Origin of the sequence: Kribbella antibiotica, from assembly GCF_004349055.1 — a bacterium.
Lineage (GTDB): Bacteria > Actinomycetota > Actinomycetes > Propionibacteriales > Kribbellaceae > Kribbella > Kribbella antibiotica.
This window is the reverse complement of the sequence record NZ_SMKX01000030.1, coordinates 15,186-33,885: the sequence shown is the minus strand read 5'-3', so window position 1 is coordinate 33,885 and position 18,700 is coordinate 15,186. Positions and strand designations below refer to the sequence as shown.

Here is an 18,700-nt window from a genome sequence, read left to right as displayed (position 1 = left end):
TCTCGCCAACCGGCGGCGGCCGTTACCGGCCTGCGACCCTGGCGCCGTGCCGAAAAACTGGTCTAGGCCCCCGCCCTGGTCGTAAATCGTTAACAGAACGGATGCTGTGAGTAGCTGGCGAGTAACCGGATCTTTGCTAGCGTCCCGGCCAGACGACTCTCGGAGGTGTGGTGACCGACCCGCAGACCCGTGCCCGGACGGCGATCGCGACCGCGTTGGGGATCGCTTGGCCGGCCGCTGTCCCGTTGCGCGACGGCCGCGTCTGGCTGACCAGCCGGTACGACGTCCTGCCCGCTCAGCTCGCCGAGTCGTTGCAGACCTATCTCGCCCGGCGCGCCGCCGATCAGGTCCGCGACGAGCGGATCGTCGCCGAGGCGGTCGCCCTGCTCGGCGCGGAGTCGGCGCGTTCACGCAACGAATTGCCTGGTCTCGGCGCGGCTGCTGCGCTGGATCGATTGCTCGCGGCCCCGGGGTTGGACCAATCCCAGCAGGATGAGGCCCGCGCGATGTTGCGGGTCGCGCTCCGCAGCGCTGCCGAGGAATCGCCGGAAGCCGCGGCGCGTCTTCTCACTTTCCCCGGTGACGCAAGGTCGGCTTCGGTCACCCGCGTTGCCGCGGCAGCCCAAACCATCAGTCGTACCACGAGCGGGGCGGGCGCGAGTGGGATGAGCGCTGGACCGCAGCGGCGGTTATCCCGACGACGCACGCTCACTCGGGCAGTCGACGCCACCAGCCTCGTCCCGACGATCCGCTCAAACGAGCTCACCTCAGACATCGCACTCCAACACCTCGCGAGTCTTACCGCGGACGACGTCGGCCTGAACACCAACCCCACGGTCGATTCCGGACTCGTCGTTCTCCAAACCGCATCAGGCGAACAACCCCAACACGTCCGCGTCGAGATCGCCTCAACTGTCGGCACACTGCTCGCGCAAGGCCGTCTCAGCGCCGGTACGCCGGAAGACCCGCACGTACTGCGCATCTCCCCCAACGTCGCCGACGCGCAACTCGCGCAGATCTGGACCCACCAGATCAGCCTGATGACGCAGGAGGTTGCCGCCGAACGCACGAGACCGACCAGCATGCTCGGTCGGCTGCGCTACGCGTTCGGCCCCGAGCGCCGCGACATCCGCCTGCGCGCGGACTTCGCGACGTACCAGCTGCTCTCGAAGGAATGGCGGCAAGCGCAGGTCACCCCAGGCCGACCGGTCACCGACATCAGAAGAGATCTCGAAGGTCTCGCCACCACGATCAAGCGGCGCGGTGGCGCGCTCCCCGAGCTCCCGTGGGGGCCGGATGCGCGATCGGCGCCTGACGCCATCGCCCTGGGGCGCGCTGCCGAGCGCCTGCGTGCGGCCAACCCGCCGACCGCGCTCCGCCAGCAGGTCGTCAACCAGATCGGTGAGCTCGAATCCTCGGTCGCCGAGCTCACCAAGCTGGCCGACAAGAAGGTGACCACGGCCGCCGAAGCCACCACCGAGGCTGCCGACCTGCAGGGGAAGGCGCTTGCCGAGGAGCAGCTGCGCGACCTCGGCGCCCCTGAACGAGCCCGAGGATTCCGCGTCGAAGCAGTTGCTGCCAGCAACAAAGCGCAGCGGCACATCGAACTCGCCGGCGCCTATCGTCAGGCGGCCGAGGACGCACAGCACACCCTGACCGGCTACCGCGACTTGCAGACCGCGATCGAGACCCCCGGTACGCCGCCTGCCGAGCTCACCGCCTTGGCCACCGAAGCGGCCGACCGGGCCGAGGTCTACGAAGCAAGCACCGCGCAGGCGATGCCGGTCAAGGACGTCCTGGAGACCGGCGTACCGACCGGTCCCCCGCTCCTTGTCCCCACTGACGACATCAACAGAGCACTAACGGCCCAAGGCATCCAGCACCGGCTCGACGACCGCGCGCCGCGCGCGATCCCGAACGCCGAGTACCGCCGGCTGATGTCCAAGGACGGCATGGTCGTCCCGGTCGGCCCCGACTTCGCGCAGGTCCGCTTAAAGATGAAGCGCCGCGACTTCACCGAGGTCGCCGACCGCGACTATGACCTCGCCGAGCAGATGACCGGCACGGTCGGCGCCGGCGGCCAAGGCGTGGGCATCACCAGCAGCCACTCATCAACTACGTCGTACGGCGTCAACCTGCAACCGCTCCTCGCAGCCGCACCCCCAGGCAGCGTGGTGAACACGATCGGCCAGGTGATCGCTCCGCGCGGTGACGTCACGCATGGGAAGGCGCTGACCCAGGGCTCGGGTTTCTCCCAGCACGGTCAGTTCGGCCATGTCGATGACGACCGAGGCGAGTCGCTGCTCTACCAATGGACCGGCGAGTGGGAGATCGAGGTCCGCAACTCCCCCACCGAGCCGTGGTCGACGCCTGAGACCGCCGATGCCGGTCAGCAACTCACGTGGGTGCCGAGCGCCTACACGGTCAAGCCGCCCGCCAAGACCGTGACGCTCAAGGACCTCGGCCGGGGCGATGAGGTCGAGAAAAACTTCCCGCCACACACCGTCAACCGGATCAACGGCCTGCAGGTCCTCAGCGATCGCCTGGTCAGCCAGGTACCCGACCTGGATCGCGTCGGCTACGACCAGATCAACGGCATGATCACCGGCGACACGACCAGGTTGCTGCACGAGTTCACCAAGCCCGGTGGGTTCACCCGGCCGATCTCGGTCGACGGTCGTCCCGGCTACGAGCTGACTCTCGAGTTCGAGCCCGTGTGGAGCACGGCCAAGCTGAGCGGCGAATCGAGCAACGAGGTCTGGAAGGAGGCCGTCGAGGTCGACTTCTCCGGAATCAACGCCAGCGAGAACTACAGCACCTCGGTGACCGCGACGGCCGGAGTCGGCCTCAACCCGCTGCACAACGTCGGCTCGACCACGCTCGACGTGACGCCAGGCGTCGGCGCCGGGCGCAACGTCAGCCACTCCGGCGGCCAAAACGTCAGTACGACGGCGATCACCCCGACCGTCCATCGCGACCAAGGTCCGACACAAGGCGTGCTCGTCGACTTCAAGGTCAAGGCCACGCTGCGCAAACTGACCGATCGCAAAGCGGACCCGATCGTCGTCGACGACGTCTGCGAAGGCCGGCTCCGGATCACCGAGAACGACCTGCTGCGCGCGGGTGGACCTGCTGCGGCAGCCGCCGTACGGCGGGATGAGGCGGGCGCAACGCGGTTCGACCAAGACGGACGCGCGTTGTTGCGTGGTGACCCCGAGCCGCCGACCGGCCCGCAGACCCTGCCGCCTTGGCTTGGCGACGGCCCGAACCAGATGCGTGGCCCGGGCAAGGCGCTCGCCTCCAACCTGCAGGGCGCGGACCAGGCCCAGCTGGACGCGCTGGCCAACCTGAGCGCGATGGGCCTCGTGCCGCCGCTCGACGACGACCACCAGCCTCTGCCCAAGGCGCAGTTCGCCGATGAGCTGCACTACGCGGGTCAGCGTGCCAACTACGACCGGATCGTCCAGAACATCACCGCGCACCGCATCCAGGCCGGTATCAACCAGGCCTGCCAGGGCGGCATCCCAGTCACCCTCGTCAACCAGCACACCGGCCGGACGCCGGAGTACCGGCACTTCCGGCTGGGCGTCGAGCAGGACTTCAACGACGTCACCGGCCGCGGTACGACGCCTGGGCGCAACGTGGTCAGACTCGGCATCGCCTCGGGCGCGACCAGTCGTTCGTCGAGCCGCTCGAGGTCCATGCCGCTGTCCGCCGGCGTCAACGCGGCCGACGGCCCGAACTCGGGTCTGCGCGGGCTCGCGGGCAAGTTCGGTCTGAAGCTCAACCGGAACGCGCTCGGCCGCAGCTTGTCGTGGACGAGCGGCCGACGCGTCAACCGGGTCACGCTGACCGAGAGCACCGAACCGCTCGACGTGCTTCGGCAAGGCGTCCGGATCACCTTCCGCGAGCTGGGCCAGGCCGAGCCGATCGCCGACGTACAGGGTTCGGTCGATCTCGCCTACGAGAGCTCGCTGACGCGGGCTGAGCCGGATCTCACCAAACCGGCGAAGGCGCCGAGCGACCTCGCCGTCCGGCAGGCGATCACCGTTGCCGTCGACGCCGGGAATCCGGCCGACCGGATCTTCACTGAGTCGGAGGCCTTCAGAAAAGACTCCAGCGCCGTGCTGCAACTGCACGCCGCGTTGTCCTCGGAGAGCCTCGTCGCGCATCCGGATTGGATGAACGGCAGCTTCGAGGTGCCGATGATCGTCACCCCGCCACCGGCCAACCCCGCCGAAGCCGTCCACGACCGAAGCATCCGCGCGCAGGAGTACAAGGTCGTGCTCCGCGGCCGCGCGGTCGACCAGCAGTTCCTGGCCGTCAGCCAGCAGAACACCGCCAACGTCAACCTGACTCTCACCGACGCGGGCTTCACCTCCGGTACGTCGACCTCAGGCGGGGTCGGCGTCGAAGGCGGCGGCGGTCAGGTCAACGCCGACAGCTCAGCAGTGCTCGGTACGGCGTCCCTCGGCCGCAACGCCGGTACGTCGGAATCCCGCAGCACCAGTCGAGCAACCGGTCAGGAATGGCTGCAGGTCAACACTGGCACCCACTACGAACTGCTTGAGCGCTACGAGCTGGAGGCCGACATCGTCGACAGCCAGGGAACCGTCGTACAGACGATTCCGCTGGATGACGCCCTGGCGCAGAAGGCTATGGCCGAGCGGCGGGCGCTCGCGCTTTATGCGAGCGGCAAGCTCGACCTGCCGCTGCCGGTCGTGGCTGATGTCGCCGAGCGCTATCTGAATGACCGCGTGACGATGGAACCGCAGGTCGCGACCGGTTTCGTCCGGCGGTACAACAAGGAACGGGCCGGCGTCACGACCGGGCTCGCTGCCGAGCACGACACCGAGAAGCTTGTCGCCAAGGTGTTCGAGGCCAGCGGGCAAGCACCGAGCCAGTCCACGAAGGTCGAGGAGCGGCTGCGCGCCACCGAGACGCTGGCTGCGCAACGCACCCCGGTCGACCTTGGACCGGCGTACGAGGAGAGTCTTGGTTCGGCGCAGCTTGAGTCGATCGAGGGGCCCGACGGGCAGGTCAACCTGTTCGAGCTGGTGCGGCCGCAGTTCGAGGAGATCGCGCCTGGGGTGCTTGCCGACAGCAAGCTGTTGGCACCGGCGCTGCGGGTCAACCTGAACCCGGATGCGTTTCAGGGCAGCTTCGAGAACATGCTCGGTCCGCGCGGTTTCGTCGCGACGGTCGAGGTCCCGGTCGATGGGCAAGTGCCTGATCTCTATCAGGTGCGGATCACCGCGCGGTACGTCGATTCGTACACGGTGGACGGTACGCCGGAAATCCCCGCCGTACCGGCGATCGGTCTCGACCAGGCCTACGCGTATCGCGGCCAAGAGCAGTCGGTGAGCCACAGCACGACGTACGGCGCGAGTGCCGGCGGCAGCGCGGGTGACGGCAATGTTGGGGCGGCGGCTGAGCGCAGCCGGACCGATTCGGCGGGCAGCGCTCTGCAGAACGCGACGGTCGCGCGGACCGGCCATTTCGATCTCGCCGAGGTACGGCGTCAGGTCGTCTTCACATCCGAGGTCGTCAAGCTCCGCGGCGCCGGAGCGGCAGCCATGACGAGCACGGCCTGGAAGCTCGGCCGGACGACTCCCGACGAGCGGACGACCGTCGCCACTCCCCGTCAGGTGACAGCCGAGGTCACGCTGCACGCGCCGCGCCAGCTCATCCGCGAGCCCGGCACGCGCCCGCAGACCGCCGAGCAGGTCGAACACCGGCCGATCCAGGTCACCGAGAGCGCGATCGTCGAGAGCACCTCGCCGTACGGGCGTGGCGACGCCAGAACCAACCAGCTGTACGACGTCCTGTCCGCCGAGCTCGCTCATCCCGGCGTGCTCGGGGAGGCCGGGGTCGCGGAGCACTCGGGGACGCTCGACGGCTATCTCCAGGCGACCGCGATGAAGGCGAACTTCGGCGACCTGACGAGCACGGCCGGTCTGCGATTGCCGCCGCTGGCGACTCGCGGAAACGGGTCGGGCACGGTCGCCGTGACGATCAACGCGCGGATGACCGGCTTCGAGCTCGCCGAGGATCCGATCGGTGATGCGCAGACCGGCGCGGTCAGCCGGCGGGAGACGTCGGCCAAGACTTCCAGCACCGGCAGTCACCTCGGCCCTGGCAGCGTGAACGCCGGGGCGAGCGGCGGGCCGATCTCGGTCAGCGGCTCGGTGGGTGAGCAGGTGAAGGAGCAGAACTCGGACTCCTATGGGAACCGGCTGGAGACCAGTAAGTTCGAGGAGGGCGAGCTGGTCACCGTCCGGATTCCTGTCAGTTACGACGTCACGATCGCGAAAGACAAGCGCAGCAAGGAGATTCCTGACGCTGCGAAGGGCCAGTACTTCGTCAAGATGCTCACGCACGAGTATCTTGAGGCGCTCCGCAAGATGGAGACCGGCGCCTCCGCGGATGCCGCCCTCGCCGGGGCCCAGTTGGAGATCGCCCAGCCCGGCGCCGCGGACATCCGGGCCAGCGCCGTTCAGCAAGATGCCGCAGGCAACGAAGTGTACGAGCCGTATCAGCCGCTGGTGGATGCGATCGCCAAGGCCAAGTCCGAGCAGACAACGGTCGTGGTGTCGGTGCTCGATCGTGGCCGCGAGGACACGTACGTCGCGCTGCCGGACGGGAAGATGATCGGCGGCGACCGCGGATTCGGATCGGCGTTCGCCGGGCTCGACCAGCGGATCGCGCTGATGGCGCAGAACCGGGTCGACCTGCGGCAGGTCCACAACGCGCTGGGGCCCAACGAGGATTTCAACGCGAAAGTCGCCGAGTCGCTGGTCCAGAACGGCGTACCGGCGAGCATGCTGAAGGGGCTCGACTACAGCACGACCGCCCAGCAGTTGCGGCCGCAGCCCACGCCCAAACCGGTCACGGTAGGGTCGAAGCCGGCCCGGGAACAGGAGCGACACCACTGATGCTGACCGCCAGGACACTGACCGAAGCGCAGGTCTACGAGAGCGTGCTCACCGCCGCGGATTCGTCCGCGCCCGCGGTCCCGCCGCCGGACCTGCAGGCCGGCATCAACCTGGTCGAGGGCGAGACCTCCTGGACGTACAACTCGGCCGCGGGTGCGATCGAGATCGCGTACGTGAGTGAAGAGGCGGCTCGCAAGCTCGGGCTGCCGTTCGGGCTCGGGGTGTCGACGCTGCTCGATGCGGCGCAGTGGTCGATTCTCGCGTCGACGTTTGGTCGGCGGGCGTTGACGGCCGACATGTCCTACACCGGGCAACCTGACCAGGACCGCTCGGTTGTGGAGCTCAACTGGGAGTACGCCGCTTACGCCGTACGGGAGGCTTTGAAGTTCCTGCCCGAGGATGCGGATGTGATGCCGGAGTCGGCGATCTGGTCGTCGTTCGGTCGCCAGGCGCTGGTCGAGAGCCCGCAGCTCGTGCACCGCGCGAAGCTGTTCGACGACCTGCAGTACTACGAAGGCACGCTCGCCGACTTCCGCGCGCTCTACTCCTGAGGTTCGGTCAGCTCGATCCGGATCGCCCGCGCATCCACGCCGGCTGCCTCCAGCACCTTCTGCTTCGGATCCGCCACCCCGAGAAACGGCGGCCGGACCAGCTGGGCAATGCCCTTCAGCCGCGGGTCCTCCAGCACAGTCTCGATCGCGCGCCGGTCTCCCCCACACACCAACGCATCCAGCCGAGCCCCAGCCAAAATCCGTACGGCGACCTCTGTCGCTGCCGCGAACGCCTCCCGCGCCTGGTTGTCGCGCCGCCGCGCGAACCGCTGCTGCGACCACCCACCAGCCTTCGTCGTCCCCTGCACATGCCGCGACCCAACCTTCGAGGCCACCAGCTTGGCGCCCACGAAAACCCCCGCGCCATAGCCACCCCGCCGTACCAGCAGCAGCCCCAGCCGATGCTCCCCCAGCACATGCGCAACCAGCCCCTCACGGCTGAACTCCGTTAGCGGCCCGAACGGCACCTCCACCACGGCCACCGACCCATCCGCCGCCGAAGCCGTCACAGTCGCCGGCGTCGCGTCGTACCGGACCTCGCCATGCCGCTCACCAAACCCAGTAAGCCACCGATCCAACCGCTCCGGCCCCACCGCCACAATCCGAGTCACCACCCGACGCTAACCCATCACCCTCACCACCGACCCCACCCTGCGCGCCCGCCGGTCCCCGCCACTGAACCCACCGGGCGGCCCTGGGTCCCCACGACTGAACCCACCGGGCGGGCTGAGGGCCCCGCCACTGAACCCACTGAGTCGACTGAACGCAGAATGCTGCTGACAAACGCTTGCCAGCGACACACTCCGCACACTCGACACACTGCCGCCACTCGCCCACCACCCCAACCCACTGAACCCACCGGGCGGACTGAGGCCCCGCGACTGAACCCACTGGGCGCCCGCCGAGGTCCGCGACTGAACCCACTGGGTCGACCGAACGGGGTGTGTCGCCGGAAAGCGCTTGTCGGCGACACACTCGGCACACTCAACACACTGAACCCACTCGACGAGCGCGACCGGGCATCACGCGACTGAACCCAGTGGGCGCGCGGAGAGCGACCGCCCAGTGAACCCAGTCGGCGGGGCACAGGGCGATCGCCGAGTGAACCCAGTCGGCGGGGGCGAGGAGGCGCGAGTGGGTTCGGTGTGCGGGATGGCGGGACGCCGGCATGGCTAAGCCCGGGGTGCATGCCCCGGGCTTGGCTGGTGTGGTGCTGAAAGTACTGCGCTCAGACGTTGAAGCCGAGGGCGCGGAGCTGGTCGCGGCCGTCGTCGGTGATCTTCTCGGGGCCCCACGGCGGCATCCAGACCCAGTTGATCCGGAAGTCGTTGACCAGGCCCTCGAGGGACATCCGGGTCTGGTCCTCGATCACGTCGGTCAGCGGGCAGGCCGCGGACGTCAGGGTCATGTCGATGATCGCGGTCGAGCTGTCGTCGACGGTGACGCCGTAGATCAGGCCGAGGTCGACGACGTTGATGCCGAGCTCGGGGTCGACGACGTCCTTGAGGGCCTCGAGGACGTCCTCGACCGGCGGCGGGGTCGTGCCCGGCGTCGCGCCGGCGGCCTGGGCCGCGGCGGCTGCTTCGAGGTCGACCTCGGGCAGCTCGATCTTCTCGTCGGTCTGGTCAGACATTCTTCACTCCTTCATTGGCGGCCAGCGCTTGCGCGGTGGCGTCGCGCCAGGCCGACCAGCCCAGCAGTGCGCACTTCACGCGGGCGGGGAACTGCGCGACGCCCGCGAAGGCGACGCCGTCCTCCAAGATTTCTTCGTCGGGCTCAATATTGCCGCGGCTCTGCATGAGCTCGAGGAACTTCTCGTACGTCGCCATTCCCTCGGCGACCGGCTTGCCGATCACGAGGTCCGACATCACCGACGTCGCCGCCTGACTGATCGAGCAGCCGACGCTGTGGTGGGTGACACCCTTCACGGTGTCACCGTCGAGCTCGACGCGGAGCGTGACCTCGTCCCCGCAGGACGGGTTCACGTGGTGCACCTCCACGTCGTACGGGTCCGCGAGCCCCGCGTGGTGCGGGGTGCGGTAGTGATCCAGGATGATCTCCTGGTAAAGGCTGTCCAGCTGCATGGTTCAGTCCACCTTGAAGAAAGACCGGACGAATCCGAGGCCGTCGACGAGCGCGTCGATCTCCTCGGGAGTCGTGTACAGGTAGAAAGACGCTCTGGTCGACGATTGCATTCCGAACCGCTCATGGACCGGACGTGCACAGTGATGACCAGCCCGTACGGCGATTCCTCGCGTGTCCAGCACGGTCGAGATGTCGTGCGGGTGGACGCCGGCCAGCTCGAAGCTGATGGCGCCACCGTGATCGACAGCGTCGGTCGGCCCGAGCAGCTTCAGCCCCGGAACCGTCTTCAGCCCTTCGAGCGCGTACTCGACGATCGCGTGCTCGTGCGCAGCGATCTTGTCCATGCCGATCCCGGACAGGTAATCCAGTGCTGCGCCGAGACCAACGGCCTGCGCGATTGGCGGCGTACCGGCCTCGAATCGAGCCGGCGGCGGCGCGTACGTCGACCCCGTCATCCGGACGATCTCGATCATCTCGCCACCACCGAGGAACGGCGGCAGCGAAGCGAGCAGGTCGTACCGGCCCCAGAGCACGCCGATGCCGGTCGGGCCGACGGCCTTGTGCCCGGTGAAGACGAGGATGTCCACGCCGAGCGTGGAGACGTCAACCGGGAACTGCGGCACGGCCTGCGAGGCGTCGACGACAACCGTCGCGCCGACCGCCTTGGCCTTGACTGCGATCTCGGCGATCGGGTTGATCGTGCCCAGCGCGTTCGACACCCAGGTCAGCGAGACGACCTTGGTCTGCTCGGTGAGCAGCTCGTCGATGTTCGACAGGTCGAGCCGGCCGTCCTCGGTGACACCGAACCACTTCAGCGTCGCGCCGCTGCGCTCACACGCGAGCTGCCACGGGACGATGTTGCTGTGGTGCTCCATCTCGGAGATCACCACGACATCGCCCGGCTTCAATCCGGCGCCGAGCGTGTGCGCGGCCAGGTTGAGCGCCTCGGAGGCGTTCTTGGTGAAGACGATCTCGTCGCGGTTGGTGGCGCCGATGAACGCCGCCACCTTGTCGCGACCACCCTCGTACGCCGCCGTTGCCTCGGCACCGAGCTGGTGCATGGCGCGGGCCACGTTCGCGTTGTGCTTCAGGTAGTGATCGGAGATCGCCTGGACCACCTGGACCGGCTTCTGCGAAGAGTTGGCCGAATCCAGGTAGACCAGCGGGAACCCACCCGCAAGCTCACGCGAGAGGATGGGGAAGTCCGCCCGGACCGACTGCAGGTCCAGCGGACTGCTGAATGTCCGGGCGTCGGTCACTTGGCAGTCGCCTTCAGGAAGCGCTCGTAGCCGTTCGCCTCGAGCTCGTCGGCGAGCTCGGCGCCACCCTCTTCGGCGACCTTGCCGTCGACGAAGACGTGGACGAAGTCCGGCTTGATGTAGCGCAGGATCCGGGTGTAGTGGGTGATCAGCAGAACGCCCTTGTCACCCTTCTCCGCGAACCGGTTGACGCCGGTGGAGACGATCTTCAGCGCGTCGATGTCGAGGCCGGAGTCGGTCTCGTCGAGGATCGCGATCTTCGGGTCGAGCAGCTCCAGCTGGACGATCTCGTGGCGCTTCTTCTCACCACCGGAGAAGCCCTCGTTCACGTTGCGGTTGCCGAAGTCGGCGTCCATGTCCAGGTCGGACAGCGCCTTGTTGACGTCCTTGACCCAGGTCCGCAGCTTCGGGGCCTCGCCGTCGATGGCGGTCTTGGCGGTGCGCAGGAAGTTCGACACCGACACACCGGGGACCTCGACCGGGTACTGCATGGCCAGGAACAGACCGGCCCGGGCGCGCTCGTCGACGGACATGTCGAGCACGTCCTCGCCGTCCAGCGTCACGGTGCCGCTGGTGACGTTGTACTTCGGGTGGCCGGCGATCGAGTACGCCAGCGTGGACTTGCCGGAACCGTTCGGGCCCATGATCGCGTGCGTCTGACCACCGGCGATGGTCAGGTCGACGCCGCGCAGGATCTCCTTCGGGCCGTTCTCGGTGTCGACCGACACGTGCAGGTCGCGGATCTCGAGTGTCGCCATGAGGTTTTCTATCTCCGTGTCTTAACTAGGAAGCCTGGTTCAGGGGGTTCTTGACGTCTACCAACAGGTCGTCGCCGTCGAGGCGGACCGGGTAGACCGGCACCGGGTCGTACGCGGGCAGGCTCAGCGGCTCGCCGGTGCGCAGGTCGAAACGCGACCCGTGCAGCCAGCACTCGATCTCGCAGTTGCCGACGTCACCCTCGGACAGCTGGATCTGCGCGTGCGAGCACTCGTCGCGCACCGCGAAGTACTGGCCTTCGCTCTTCACGACCGCGACCTCGACGCCACCGATCTCCACCGAGACGACTCCCTCGTCCGGTACGTCGGTGGCGGCGCAGGCGCGCTCAAAGCTGTCGCTCACTGGCCGAGGACCGGCTCATTAGACTTACGCAGCGCGGACTCGGTCAGCGCGGCGGTGCGGGCCAGCTTGGTTTCGATCACCTCGTGCAGGTGCTCGACGACCTCGGGGACACCGATCTTGCCGATGATGTCGTTGAAGAAGCCGGACACGACCAGCCGACGAGCTGCATCCTCAGGGATACCGCGCGCCTGCAGGTAGAACAGCTGCTCGTCGTCGAAACGGCCGGTCGCGGACGCGTGACCCGCGCCCTCGATCTCGCCGGTCTCGATCTCCAGGTTCGGCACCGAGTCGGCGCGAGCGCCTTCGGTCAGGAGCAGGTTGCGGTTCAGCTCGTAGGTGTCGGTGCCCTCGGCGGCCGCGCGGATCAGTACGTCGCCGATCCAGACCGAGCGGGCGTTGTCACCGGCCAGCGCGCCCTTGTAGTGCACGTTGCTCTTGCAGTTCGTGGCCTCGTGGTCCACGAAGAGCCGGTGCTCGTGGTGCTGGCCCGACTCGGCGAAGTACACCCCGAGGAACTCGGCGTCGCCGCCAGGACCGGCGTACCGGATGTTGGCGTTGATGCGGACGACCTTGCCGCCGAGCGTCACGACGACGTGCTTGAGCTTGGCGTCGCGGCCGATCAGCGAGTCGTGCTGGGCGAGGTGCAGCGAGTCGTGGTCACCCTGCTGGATGCTCACGACGCGCAGCTCGGCGCCGTCGCCGACCTTGATCTCGACGTTGCTGCTCAGCTCGCCGGCACCGGTGTGATCGATGATCACGAGCCCGCGGCTGTGCCGGCCGGCCTCGATGATCAGGTGCGTGTAGCCGCGGCCGCCGAGGCTGGCCACGTTCACGTGGACCGGCTCAGTCAGCTCGGCCTCGTTCGGGATCCGGATCGCCAGGGCGGCCGGGGACTGCTTCCAGGCGATCGCGGACGCGCGGTCCTGCGGGATCAGGACCTTGAGCGCGTCGGCGACGACGGTCTCGATCTCGACCCGCTCCGGGCCCGAGGCGTCGATCTTCGGCGTCTCGGTGCCTTCGGAGTCCTCGAACAGGGACTTCAGCGCCTTGATCGGCGTGAAGCGCCACTCCTCTTCACGGCCGTGCGGCACCGGGAAGACGTCGACGTCGTACGACGTGGGCCGCTCGCTCCGGGCCTGCAGCGGAACCGGGGAGCCCGGTCCGTGCGAATGCGCCTTGTTGCCAGTGGCAACCAGAGTGTCAGTCGACATCAGCCGACGGCCCCTTCCATCTGCAGCTCGATGAGCCGGTTGAGTTCCAGCGCGTACTCCATCGGGAGCTCGCGGGCGATCGGCTCGATGAAGCCGCGGACGATCATCGCCATTGCCTCGTCCTCGGCCATGCCCCGGCTCATCAGGTAGAAGAGCTGGTCGTCGCTGACCTTGGAGACGGTGGCCTCGTGCCCCATCGCGACGTCGTCCTCGCGGACGTCGACGTACGGGTAGGTGTCGGAGCGGCTGATCGAGTCGATCAGCAGCGCGTCACAACGGACCGTGGACTTGCTGTGGTGCGAACCCGGCGCGACCTCGACCAGACCCCGGTACGACGTCCGGCCGCCACCGCGGGCGACGGACTTCGAGATGATCGAGCTCGACGTGTACGGCGCGTTGTGCACCATCTTCGAACCGGCGTCCTGGTGCTGACCCTCGCCGGCGAACGCGATCGACAGCGTCTCGCCCTTGGCGTGCTCACCCATCAGGTAGACGGCCGGGTACTTCATCGTCACCTTGGAACCGATGTTGCCGTCGATCCACTCCATCGTCGCGCCGGCCTCACAGGTGGCGCGCTTGGTGACCAGGTTGTAGACGTTGTTCGACCAGTTCTGGATCGTCGTGTAGCGGCAGCGGGCGCCCTTCTTCACGATGATCTCGACGACCGCGGAGTGCAGCGAGTCCGACTTGTAGATCGGCGCGGTGCAGCCCTCGACGTAGTGGACGTAGGCGTCCTCGTCGACGATGATCAGCGTCCGCTCGAACTGGCCCATGTTCTCGGTGTTGATCCGGAAGTAGGCCTGCAGCGGGATGTCCACCTTGACGCCCTTGGGCACGTAGATGAACGAGCCGCCGGACCAGACGGCCGTGTTCAGCGCGGCGAACTTGTTGTCGCCGACCGGGATCACGGAGCCGAAGTACTCCTGGAACAGCTCCGGGTACTCACGCAGGCCGGTGTCGGTGTCGACGAAGATGACACCCTGCTCCTCCAGGTCCTCACGGATCTGGTGGTAGACGACCTCGGACTCGTACTGCGCGGCGACGCCGGCGACGAGACGCTGCTTCTCCGCCTCCGGGATACCGAGCCGGTCGTAGGTGTTCTTGATGTCCTCGGGCAGTTCTTCCCAGCTCGTGGCCTGCTTCTCCGTCGACCGGACGAAGTACTTGATGTTGTCGAAGTCGATGCCGGACAGGTCGGCACCCCACGACGGCATCGGCTTGCGGTCGAAGAGCTTCAGGCCCTTCATCCGCAGGTCGAGCATCCACTCGGGCTCGCTCTTCAGCGTCGAGATGCCTTGCACCACCTCGGCACTGATTCCGCGCTTGGCGACGGAGCCGGCAGCGTCACTGTCGGACCAGCCGAACTTGTACGTACCGAGCCCATCGAGCTCCGGGTGAGCGGTTTGCGTCATCGTGCAGTCCTCGCAGATTCGCCGTCGGATACAGAGGAAACGGGGCTGGCAGAGTTCACTGCCGGTCCCGGGATATGCGTCGTACAGACACCGTCGCCGTGGGCGATGGTGGCCAGCCGCTGGACGTGCCGGCCGAGCAAGGTGGCGAACACCTCGGTCTCGGCCTCACACAGCTGGGGAAATTGCTCGGCCACATGCGCGACCGGGCAGTGGTGCTGGCAGAGCTGAGTGCCCTGACCCTTGACTGCGGTGGAGGCGGCATAGCCGTCGCCGGTGAGCGCCTGGGCCAGCGCCTCCGCCTTGTCACTCTCGGGAGCGGCATCGATCAGCTCCCGGTACCGCTGTCCCACCTCGACGGCGCGGCGGCGCGCGAACTCCGCGACCGCCTCTTCCCCGCCGGCCTCCGCGATGAACTGCAGCGCGGTGGCGGCCAGGTCGTCGTACGCCTGGTGGAACGCATGCCGGCCGGAGTCGGTCAGCACGAAGACCTTTGCAGGGCGGCCGCGGCCGCGAGGGCCGTAGACACGCTCTTCACGGGACTCGACCAGGCCCTCGTCGAGGAGGTGGTCGAGGTGCCGCCGGACGGCGGCGGGCGTCAGCTCGAGGCGCTCAGCGAGCACCGCGGCGCTGGACGGGCCGTTGGTCAGGATCGACCGGGCCACCCGGTCCCGGGTGGACTCGTCCCGCGCGCTGCCGGTGCCGGCAGACGCCGCGGCAGTTCCCTTCACAGGGGTCGCGGAAGTTTTCACAACATCAGTGTGGCTTAATTCGGAGAGCCCTTCAAATAAGGCTGCCCTAACCGGCTCACGACCCGCCGCTGGGCCTTAGAGGTGGGCGTGAGCGAGGTCACGTCCAGGGGTTCTCTATGCTGCGGTTGTGCCAGTCGCGGTAGAGATCGAGAACCTCGTCGTGCGGTACGGCGAGAAGGCCGCAGTCGACGGGCTCAGTCTCACCGTAACCGGCGGCACCGTCACGTCTGTGCTCGGCCCCAACGGTGCCGGCAAGACCACGACTGTGGAGACCTGCGAGGGATTCCGGCGGCCGGACTCCGGCAGTGTCCGGGTGCTCGGGCTGGACCCGATCGCCGACCACGACGAATTGATGCCACGGATCGGCGTGATGCTGCAGGACGGCGGCGCCTGGTCCGGGGTCCGCGCTCTGGAGATGCTGCGGTACGTCGCGACGCTGCACTCGCATCCGCTCGACATCAACACGCTCGTTGACCGGCTCGACCTCGGTACGTGCGGACGTACGCCGTACCGGCGGTTGTCGGGTGGGCAGAAGCAGCGGCTGTCGCTGGCGCTGGCGATCGTGGGTCGGCCGGAGATCGCGTTCCTCGACGAACCGACGACCGGGCTCGACCCGCTCGGTCGCCGCGAGATCTGGCAGCTGATCCGCGATCTGCGAGATGACGGCGTGACCGTCGTACTGACTACGCACGCGATGGATGAGGCCGAGCAACTGTCCGACCAGGTTCACGTGATGTCGGCCGGCAAGGTGATCGCCTCGGGCACGCCGGACGCGCTGACTGAGCACCACACCAAGTCACTCGAGGACGTCTTCCTCGAACTGACGGCCCCTAAGCGAGAGATTTCATGACGACCTACGCTCCGCAGCCCGGGAGTGCGCCGTTCAGCCGCAAGGTGCTGGCGCACACGCGGATGGAGTTCAAGCTGTTGATCCGCAACGGCGAGCAGTTGCTGCTCGCGCTGGTCATTCCGCTTGGTCTGCTCCTGCTGCTCGGCGCGACCGGTCTCGGCAACCGGCTCCCGCTTGGTGATGCGCGGCCGATCGACGACGCCGTACCGCGGGTGTTGGCGCTCGCTGTGCTGTCGTCGTCGTTCACCTCGCTGGCGATCGCGACTGGATTCGAACGCCGGTACGGCGTGATCAAGCGGCTCGGCGCTTCTCCCCTGTCACGTGGTGGACTGCTCGCCGGGAAGATCGGCGCCGTACTGATCGTGCAGGTGATCCAATTCGCCGTACTGGTCGGTGCTGGTTTTGCTCTCGGCTGGAAGCCGGTCGGCGGCGCTCAGGCTGTGGTCGGCGTGGTTCTCACTGTCCTCTGCGGTACGGCGGCCTTCGCGTCACTCGGTTTGCTGATGGCCGGCGTACTGCGCGCCGAGGCCACGCTGGCGGCCGCGAACCTGATCTACCTGCTGCTGCTCGTCGGTGGTGCCGTGATGACACCAGTCGACGAATATCCGGAGGGGATGCAGTCCGTCGTCCGCCTGCTGCCTAGCGCGGCTTTGGCGACCGGGCTGTCCCATTCAACCGTCGACGGCATCATCCCGTGGGCCGCCGCACTGTCGCTTGCTCTGTGGGCCGGAGTCCTGGGCTACCTGGTCTCCCGAACCTTCCGATGGGACTGACCTTTAGAGTGTGCCGGTGATGACCGTGGAGACCCCGCCCCCTGCTACCGAGCCAGTCAAGGGATTCTGGCGCCTGGTGCCCGAGCCTTCGCTTGACGCCGTACGGCGTTGGGGCTGGGCGTCGGTGATCGTCAACATCGGCATCGTCGTCACCGGTGGTCTCGTCCGCCTGACAGGTTCGGGGCTCGGCTGCCCGACCTGGCCGTCGTGCACCGACTCGTCGTACGTGCCGCATGCCGCGCTCGGGATGCACGGCGCGATCGAGTTCGGTAACCGAATGCTCGGCTTCGTCGTCGCGCTCGTCGCGATCGGCACCTGGCTCGCTGTCATGCGCTACCGCCCGATCCGCCGCGACCTCCGTCGTCTCGCGACCGCGGCCGCACTCGGTGTGCCGCTGCAGGCCGTCATCGGTGGTGTGAGCGTCCTCACCGGACTGAACCCGTGGATCGTCTCGGCGCACTTCCTGGTCTCGCCGATCATCATCACGCTGACCGTGTCGATGATGCGCCGCTCCCGGACGAGCCCTTATCCGCACACTCCCCCGGTCGTGCGCGCGCTAGCAACTGCCTCCGTCGTCGCTGTCTGGCTAACCGTTGCCATCGGCACCTTGGTCACGGGCGCCGGTCCACACTCCGGTGATCCCGAGACCGGCCGCAACGGCTTGGACGAGACACTCATCAGCCAACTGCACGCCGATGTTGTCTTCGGCTTGCTCGGCATCACTATCGCCCTGGTCATCGCCACCCGAGTCACGGCCACGTCCCGCACGCTGCGCAAGCTAGCCGCGTGGCTGTTCGCCGCTGAGTTGTTGCAGGGGGTCGTGGGGTTCACCCAGTACTTCACGCATCTGCCTTGGGTGCTGGTGCTGATTCATATGTTCTTCGCGGCGCTGCTGATCGCGCTGGTGACTGCGGTGTACGCCGAACGCGGAACGCCTGCGACCTAGTCTGGGGTATGGCGTGTGGGGTCGCACACCGTGTTCGTGGCGGGCTGGCGGCGTACGGGGCGGGATGGTTGATCGCCGCTCCGGACAAGCCGGGCACGTTGTCTGTGGCTGGTCGCCGCGGCGGCCGCGTTACATAAAGAGCTTGGCTGGGCCGGGTGCCTGGTTGAGGTACTGGCGAGGTCGGCGATCGCGTTCCCGCCGATTGAGGTACTCGCTATGGTTGCGGCCGGTAGTGGGGAGGCCTGAAAAGGTGACCCACCTCTGTGGTGAAAAGCGCTGGCAAGGAGGGATGGGGTCCTGCCGCGCCCGGCTGACCGGTCCACCTCGTTGGTCGGTGCTTTTTCGCCGCCCGGACTGCCACTTGTCGGGGGCTTGTGGGCTTGGCGGTGGGCTTGAACAAGTAATTACCTGTCCAAGCCCACTGTTTCTTGTTCAAGCCCCCGGTTATTGGCCCGGCTGGACTCGCTGGTCTTCACTACATGTGAGTTTTTCGGCGTATAGACCCGAAAAAGTCCCGCGTAGTGCGAATCGGCAGGCGGGTACGCCGGTGGAACTCCCCAGCGCCCGATTCGTCGAGATCCGGCCGAGTTGGGGAGCGAAACTGACCTGAAATGACGGGTAAAGCTCCCCAGCCCCACCTACCAGCCCACCCGGTGAGCTGGGTGGAACGTTTTGTGCAAATGGCGACGTGGAGTTTCCACACTGGCGCTGCTTTTCCACCTCAGCCATAGCGAGCACCTCAATCGGCGCGAGCGCGATCGCCGACCTCGCCAGTACCTCAACCCCGCGCCGGCCCCAGCCAAGCTCTTT

General features: G+C 67.4%; 14 protein-coding genes. 5 read left to right on the top strand and 9 right to left on the bottom strand.

The genetic code is table 11. The features are described 5' to 3' along the window. Positions 1 to 170: 170 nt before the first annotated feature. Positions 171 to 6,935, top strand: coding sequence for a hypothetical protein (locus E1263_RS13155; RefSeq protein ID WP_132167548.1), 6,765 nt, complete (start codon positions 171 to 173; stop codon positions 6,933 to 6,935). Beyond that, positions 6,935 to 7,486, top strand: coding sequence for a hypothetical protein (locus E1263_RS13150; RefSeq protein ID WP_132167547.1), 552 nt, complete (start codon positions 6,935 to 6,937; stop codon positions 7,484 to 7,486). The genes E1263_RS13155 and E1263_RS13150 overlap by 1 nt, the downstream gene beginning before the upstream one ends. Here E1263_RS13150 and E1263_RS13145 read toward each other — a convergent pair. The 9 genes from E1263_RS13145 to E1263_RS13105 all read right to left on the bottom strand — a co-directional run bounded on the left by E1263_RS13145 (position 7,477) and on the right by E1263_RS13105 (position 15,321). After that, positions 7,477 to 8,097, bottom strand: a complete 621-nt coding sequence (locus E1263_RS13145) for an acVLRF1 family peptidyl-tRNA hydrolase (RefSeq protein WP_238161215.1) — start codon at positions 8,095 to 8,097, stop codon at positions 7,477 to 7,479. The two genes, E1263_RS13150 and E1263_RS13145, sit on opposite strands and share 10 nt — an antisense overlap. A gap of 617 nt (positions 8,098 to 8,714) precedes the next feature. Continuing rightward, entirely contained in the window at positions 8,715 to 9,119 is a 405-nt protein-coding gene (locus tag E1263_RS13140; protein ID WP_132167546.1) for a metal-sulfur cluster assembly factor, read from the bottom strand. Then, positions 9,112 to 9,570: a Fe-S cluster assembly sulfur transfer protein SufU gene (gene sufU / locus E1263_RS13135; protein ID WP_132167545.1), complete on the bottom strand. Its 459-nt coding sequence runs from the start codon at positions 9,568 to 9,570 to the stop codon at positions 9,112 to 9,114. The genes E1263_RS13140 and sufU overlap by 8 nt, the downstream gene beginning before the upstream one ends. 3 nt (positions 9,571 to 9,573) lie before the next feature. Continuing rightward, positions 9,574 to 10,830: a cysteine desulfurase gene (locus E1263_RS13130; RefSeq protein WP_132167544.1), complete on the bottom strand. Its 1,257-nt coding sequence runs from the start codon at positions 10,828 to 10,830 to the stop codon at positions 9,574 to 9,576. Continuing rightward, positions 10,827 to 11,588 carry a Fe-S cluster assembly ATPase SufC gene (gene sufC / locus E1263_RS13125; RefSeq protein ID WP_132167543.1) on the bottom strand — a complete coding sequence of 254 codons (762 nt, stop codon included), beginning with the start codon at positions 11,586 to 11,588 and terminating at the stop codon, positions 10,827 to 10,829. Before sufC ends, E1263_RS13130 begins: the two co-directional genes overlap by 4 nt. 25 nt (positions 11,589 to 11,613) lie before the next feature. Further along, positions 11,614 to 11,949 (bottom strand): non-heme iron oxygenase ferredoxin subunit, encoded by a 336-nt coding sequence (locus E1263_RS13120; protein WP_132167542.1) that lies wholly within the window; start codon positions 11,947 to 11,949, stop codon positions 11,614 to 11,616. Next, the gene (gene sufD / locus E1263_RS13115) at positions 11,946 to 13,160 is read right to left on the bottom strand and encodes a Fe-S cluster assembly protein SufD (protein WP_238161214.1); all 1,215 of its coding nucleotides are present in this window, start codon (positions 13,158 to 13,160) and stop codon (positions 11,946 to 11,948) included. Before sufD ends, E1263_RS13120 begins: the two co-directional genes overlap by 4 nt. After that, positions 13,160 to 14,572 (bottom strand): Fe-S cluster assembly protein SufB, encoded by a 1,413-nt coding sequence (gene sufB, locus E1263_RS13110; protein ID WP_132167540.1) that lies wholly within the window; start codon positions 14,570 to 14,572, stop codon positions 13,160 to 13,162. The genes sufD and sufB overlap by 1 nt, the downstream gene beginning before the upstream one ends. Beyond that, positions 14,569 to 15,321, bottom strand: coding sequence for a helix-turn-helix transcriptional regulator (locus tag E1263_RS13105; protein WP_238161213.1), 753 nt, complete (start codon positions 15,319 to 15,321; stop codon positions 14,569 to 14,571). Before E1263_RS13105 ends, sufB begins: the two co-directional genes overlap by 4 nt. Positions 15,322 to 15,448: 127 nt before the next feature. Here E1263_RS13105 and E1263_RS13100 point away from each other — a divergent pair, with 127 nt between their 5' ends. From E1263_RS13100 to E1263_RS13090, 3 genes are read left to right on the top strand one after another with little or no spacing between them, the layout of a single operon-like run. Next, the gene (locus tag E1263_RS13100; protein ID WP_132167539.1) at positions 15,449 to 16,171 is read left to right on the top strand and encodes an ABC transporter ATP-binding protein; all 723 of its coding nucleotides are present in this window, start codon (positions 15,449 to 15,451) and stop codon (positions 16,169 to 16,171) included. After that, positions 16,168 to 16,944 carry an ABC transporter permease gene (locus E1263_RS13095; protein WP_132167538.1) on the top strand — a complete coding sequence of 259 codons (777 nt, stop codon included), beginning with the start codon at positions 16,168 to 16,170 and terminating at the stop codon, positions 16,942 to 16,944. The genes E1263_RS13100 and E1263_RS13095 overlap by 4 nt, the downstream gene beginning before the upstream one ends. A 19-nt stretch (positions 16,945 to 16,963) precedes the next feature. Then, positions 16,964 to 17,890, top strand: a complete 927-nt coding sequence (locus tag E1263_RS13090; RefSeq protein ID WP_132167585.1) for a COX15/CtaA family protein — start codon at positions 16,964 to 16,966, stop codon at positions 17,888 to 17,890. Positions 17,891 to 18,700 lie beyond the last annotated feature (810 nt).

Bases quoted from the DNA above. Each gene is read 5' to 3' on its own strand.
- sufU (WP_132167545.1), bottom strand. From the start codon at position 9,570: ATGCAGCTGGACAGCCTTTACCAGGAGATCATCCTGGATCACTACCGC.
- E1263_RS13090 (WP_132167585.1), top strand. From the start codon at position 16,964: ATGACCGTGGAGACCCCGCCCCCTGCTACCGAGCCAGTCAAGGGATTC.
- sufD (WP_238161214.1), bottom strand. From the start codon at position 13,160: ATGTCGACTGACACTCTGGTTGCCACTGGCAACAAGGCGCATTCGCAC.
- E1263_RS13095 (WP_132167538.1), top strand. From the start codon at position 16,168: ATGACGACCTACGCTCCGCAGCCCGGGAGTGCGCCGTTCAGCCGCAAG.
- E1263_RS13150 (WP_132167547.1), top strand. From the start codon at position 6,935: ATGCTGACCGCCAGGACACTGACCGAAGCGCAGGTCTACGAGAGCGTG.
- sufB (WP_132167540.1), bottom strand. From the start codon at position 14,572: ATGACGCAAACCGCTCACCCGGAGCTCGATGGGCTCGGTACGTACAAG.
- E1263_RS13140 (WP_132167546.1), bottom strand. From the start codon at position 9,119: ATGTCTGACCAGACCGACGAGAAGATCGAGCTGCCCGAGGTCGACCTC.
- sufC (WP_132167543.1), bottom strand. From the start codon at position 11,588: ATGGCGACACTCGAGATCCGCGACCTGCACGTGTCGGTCGACACCGAG.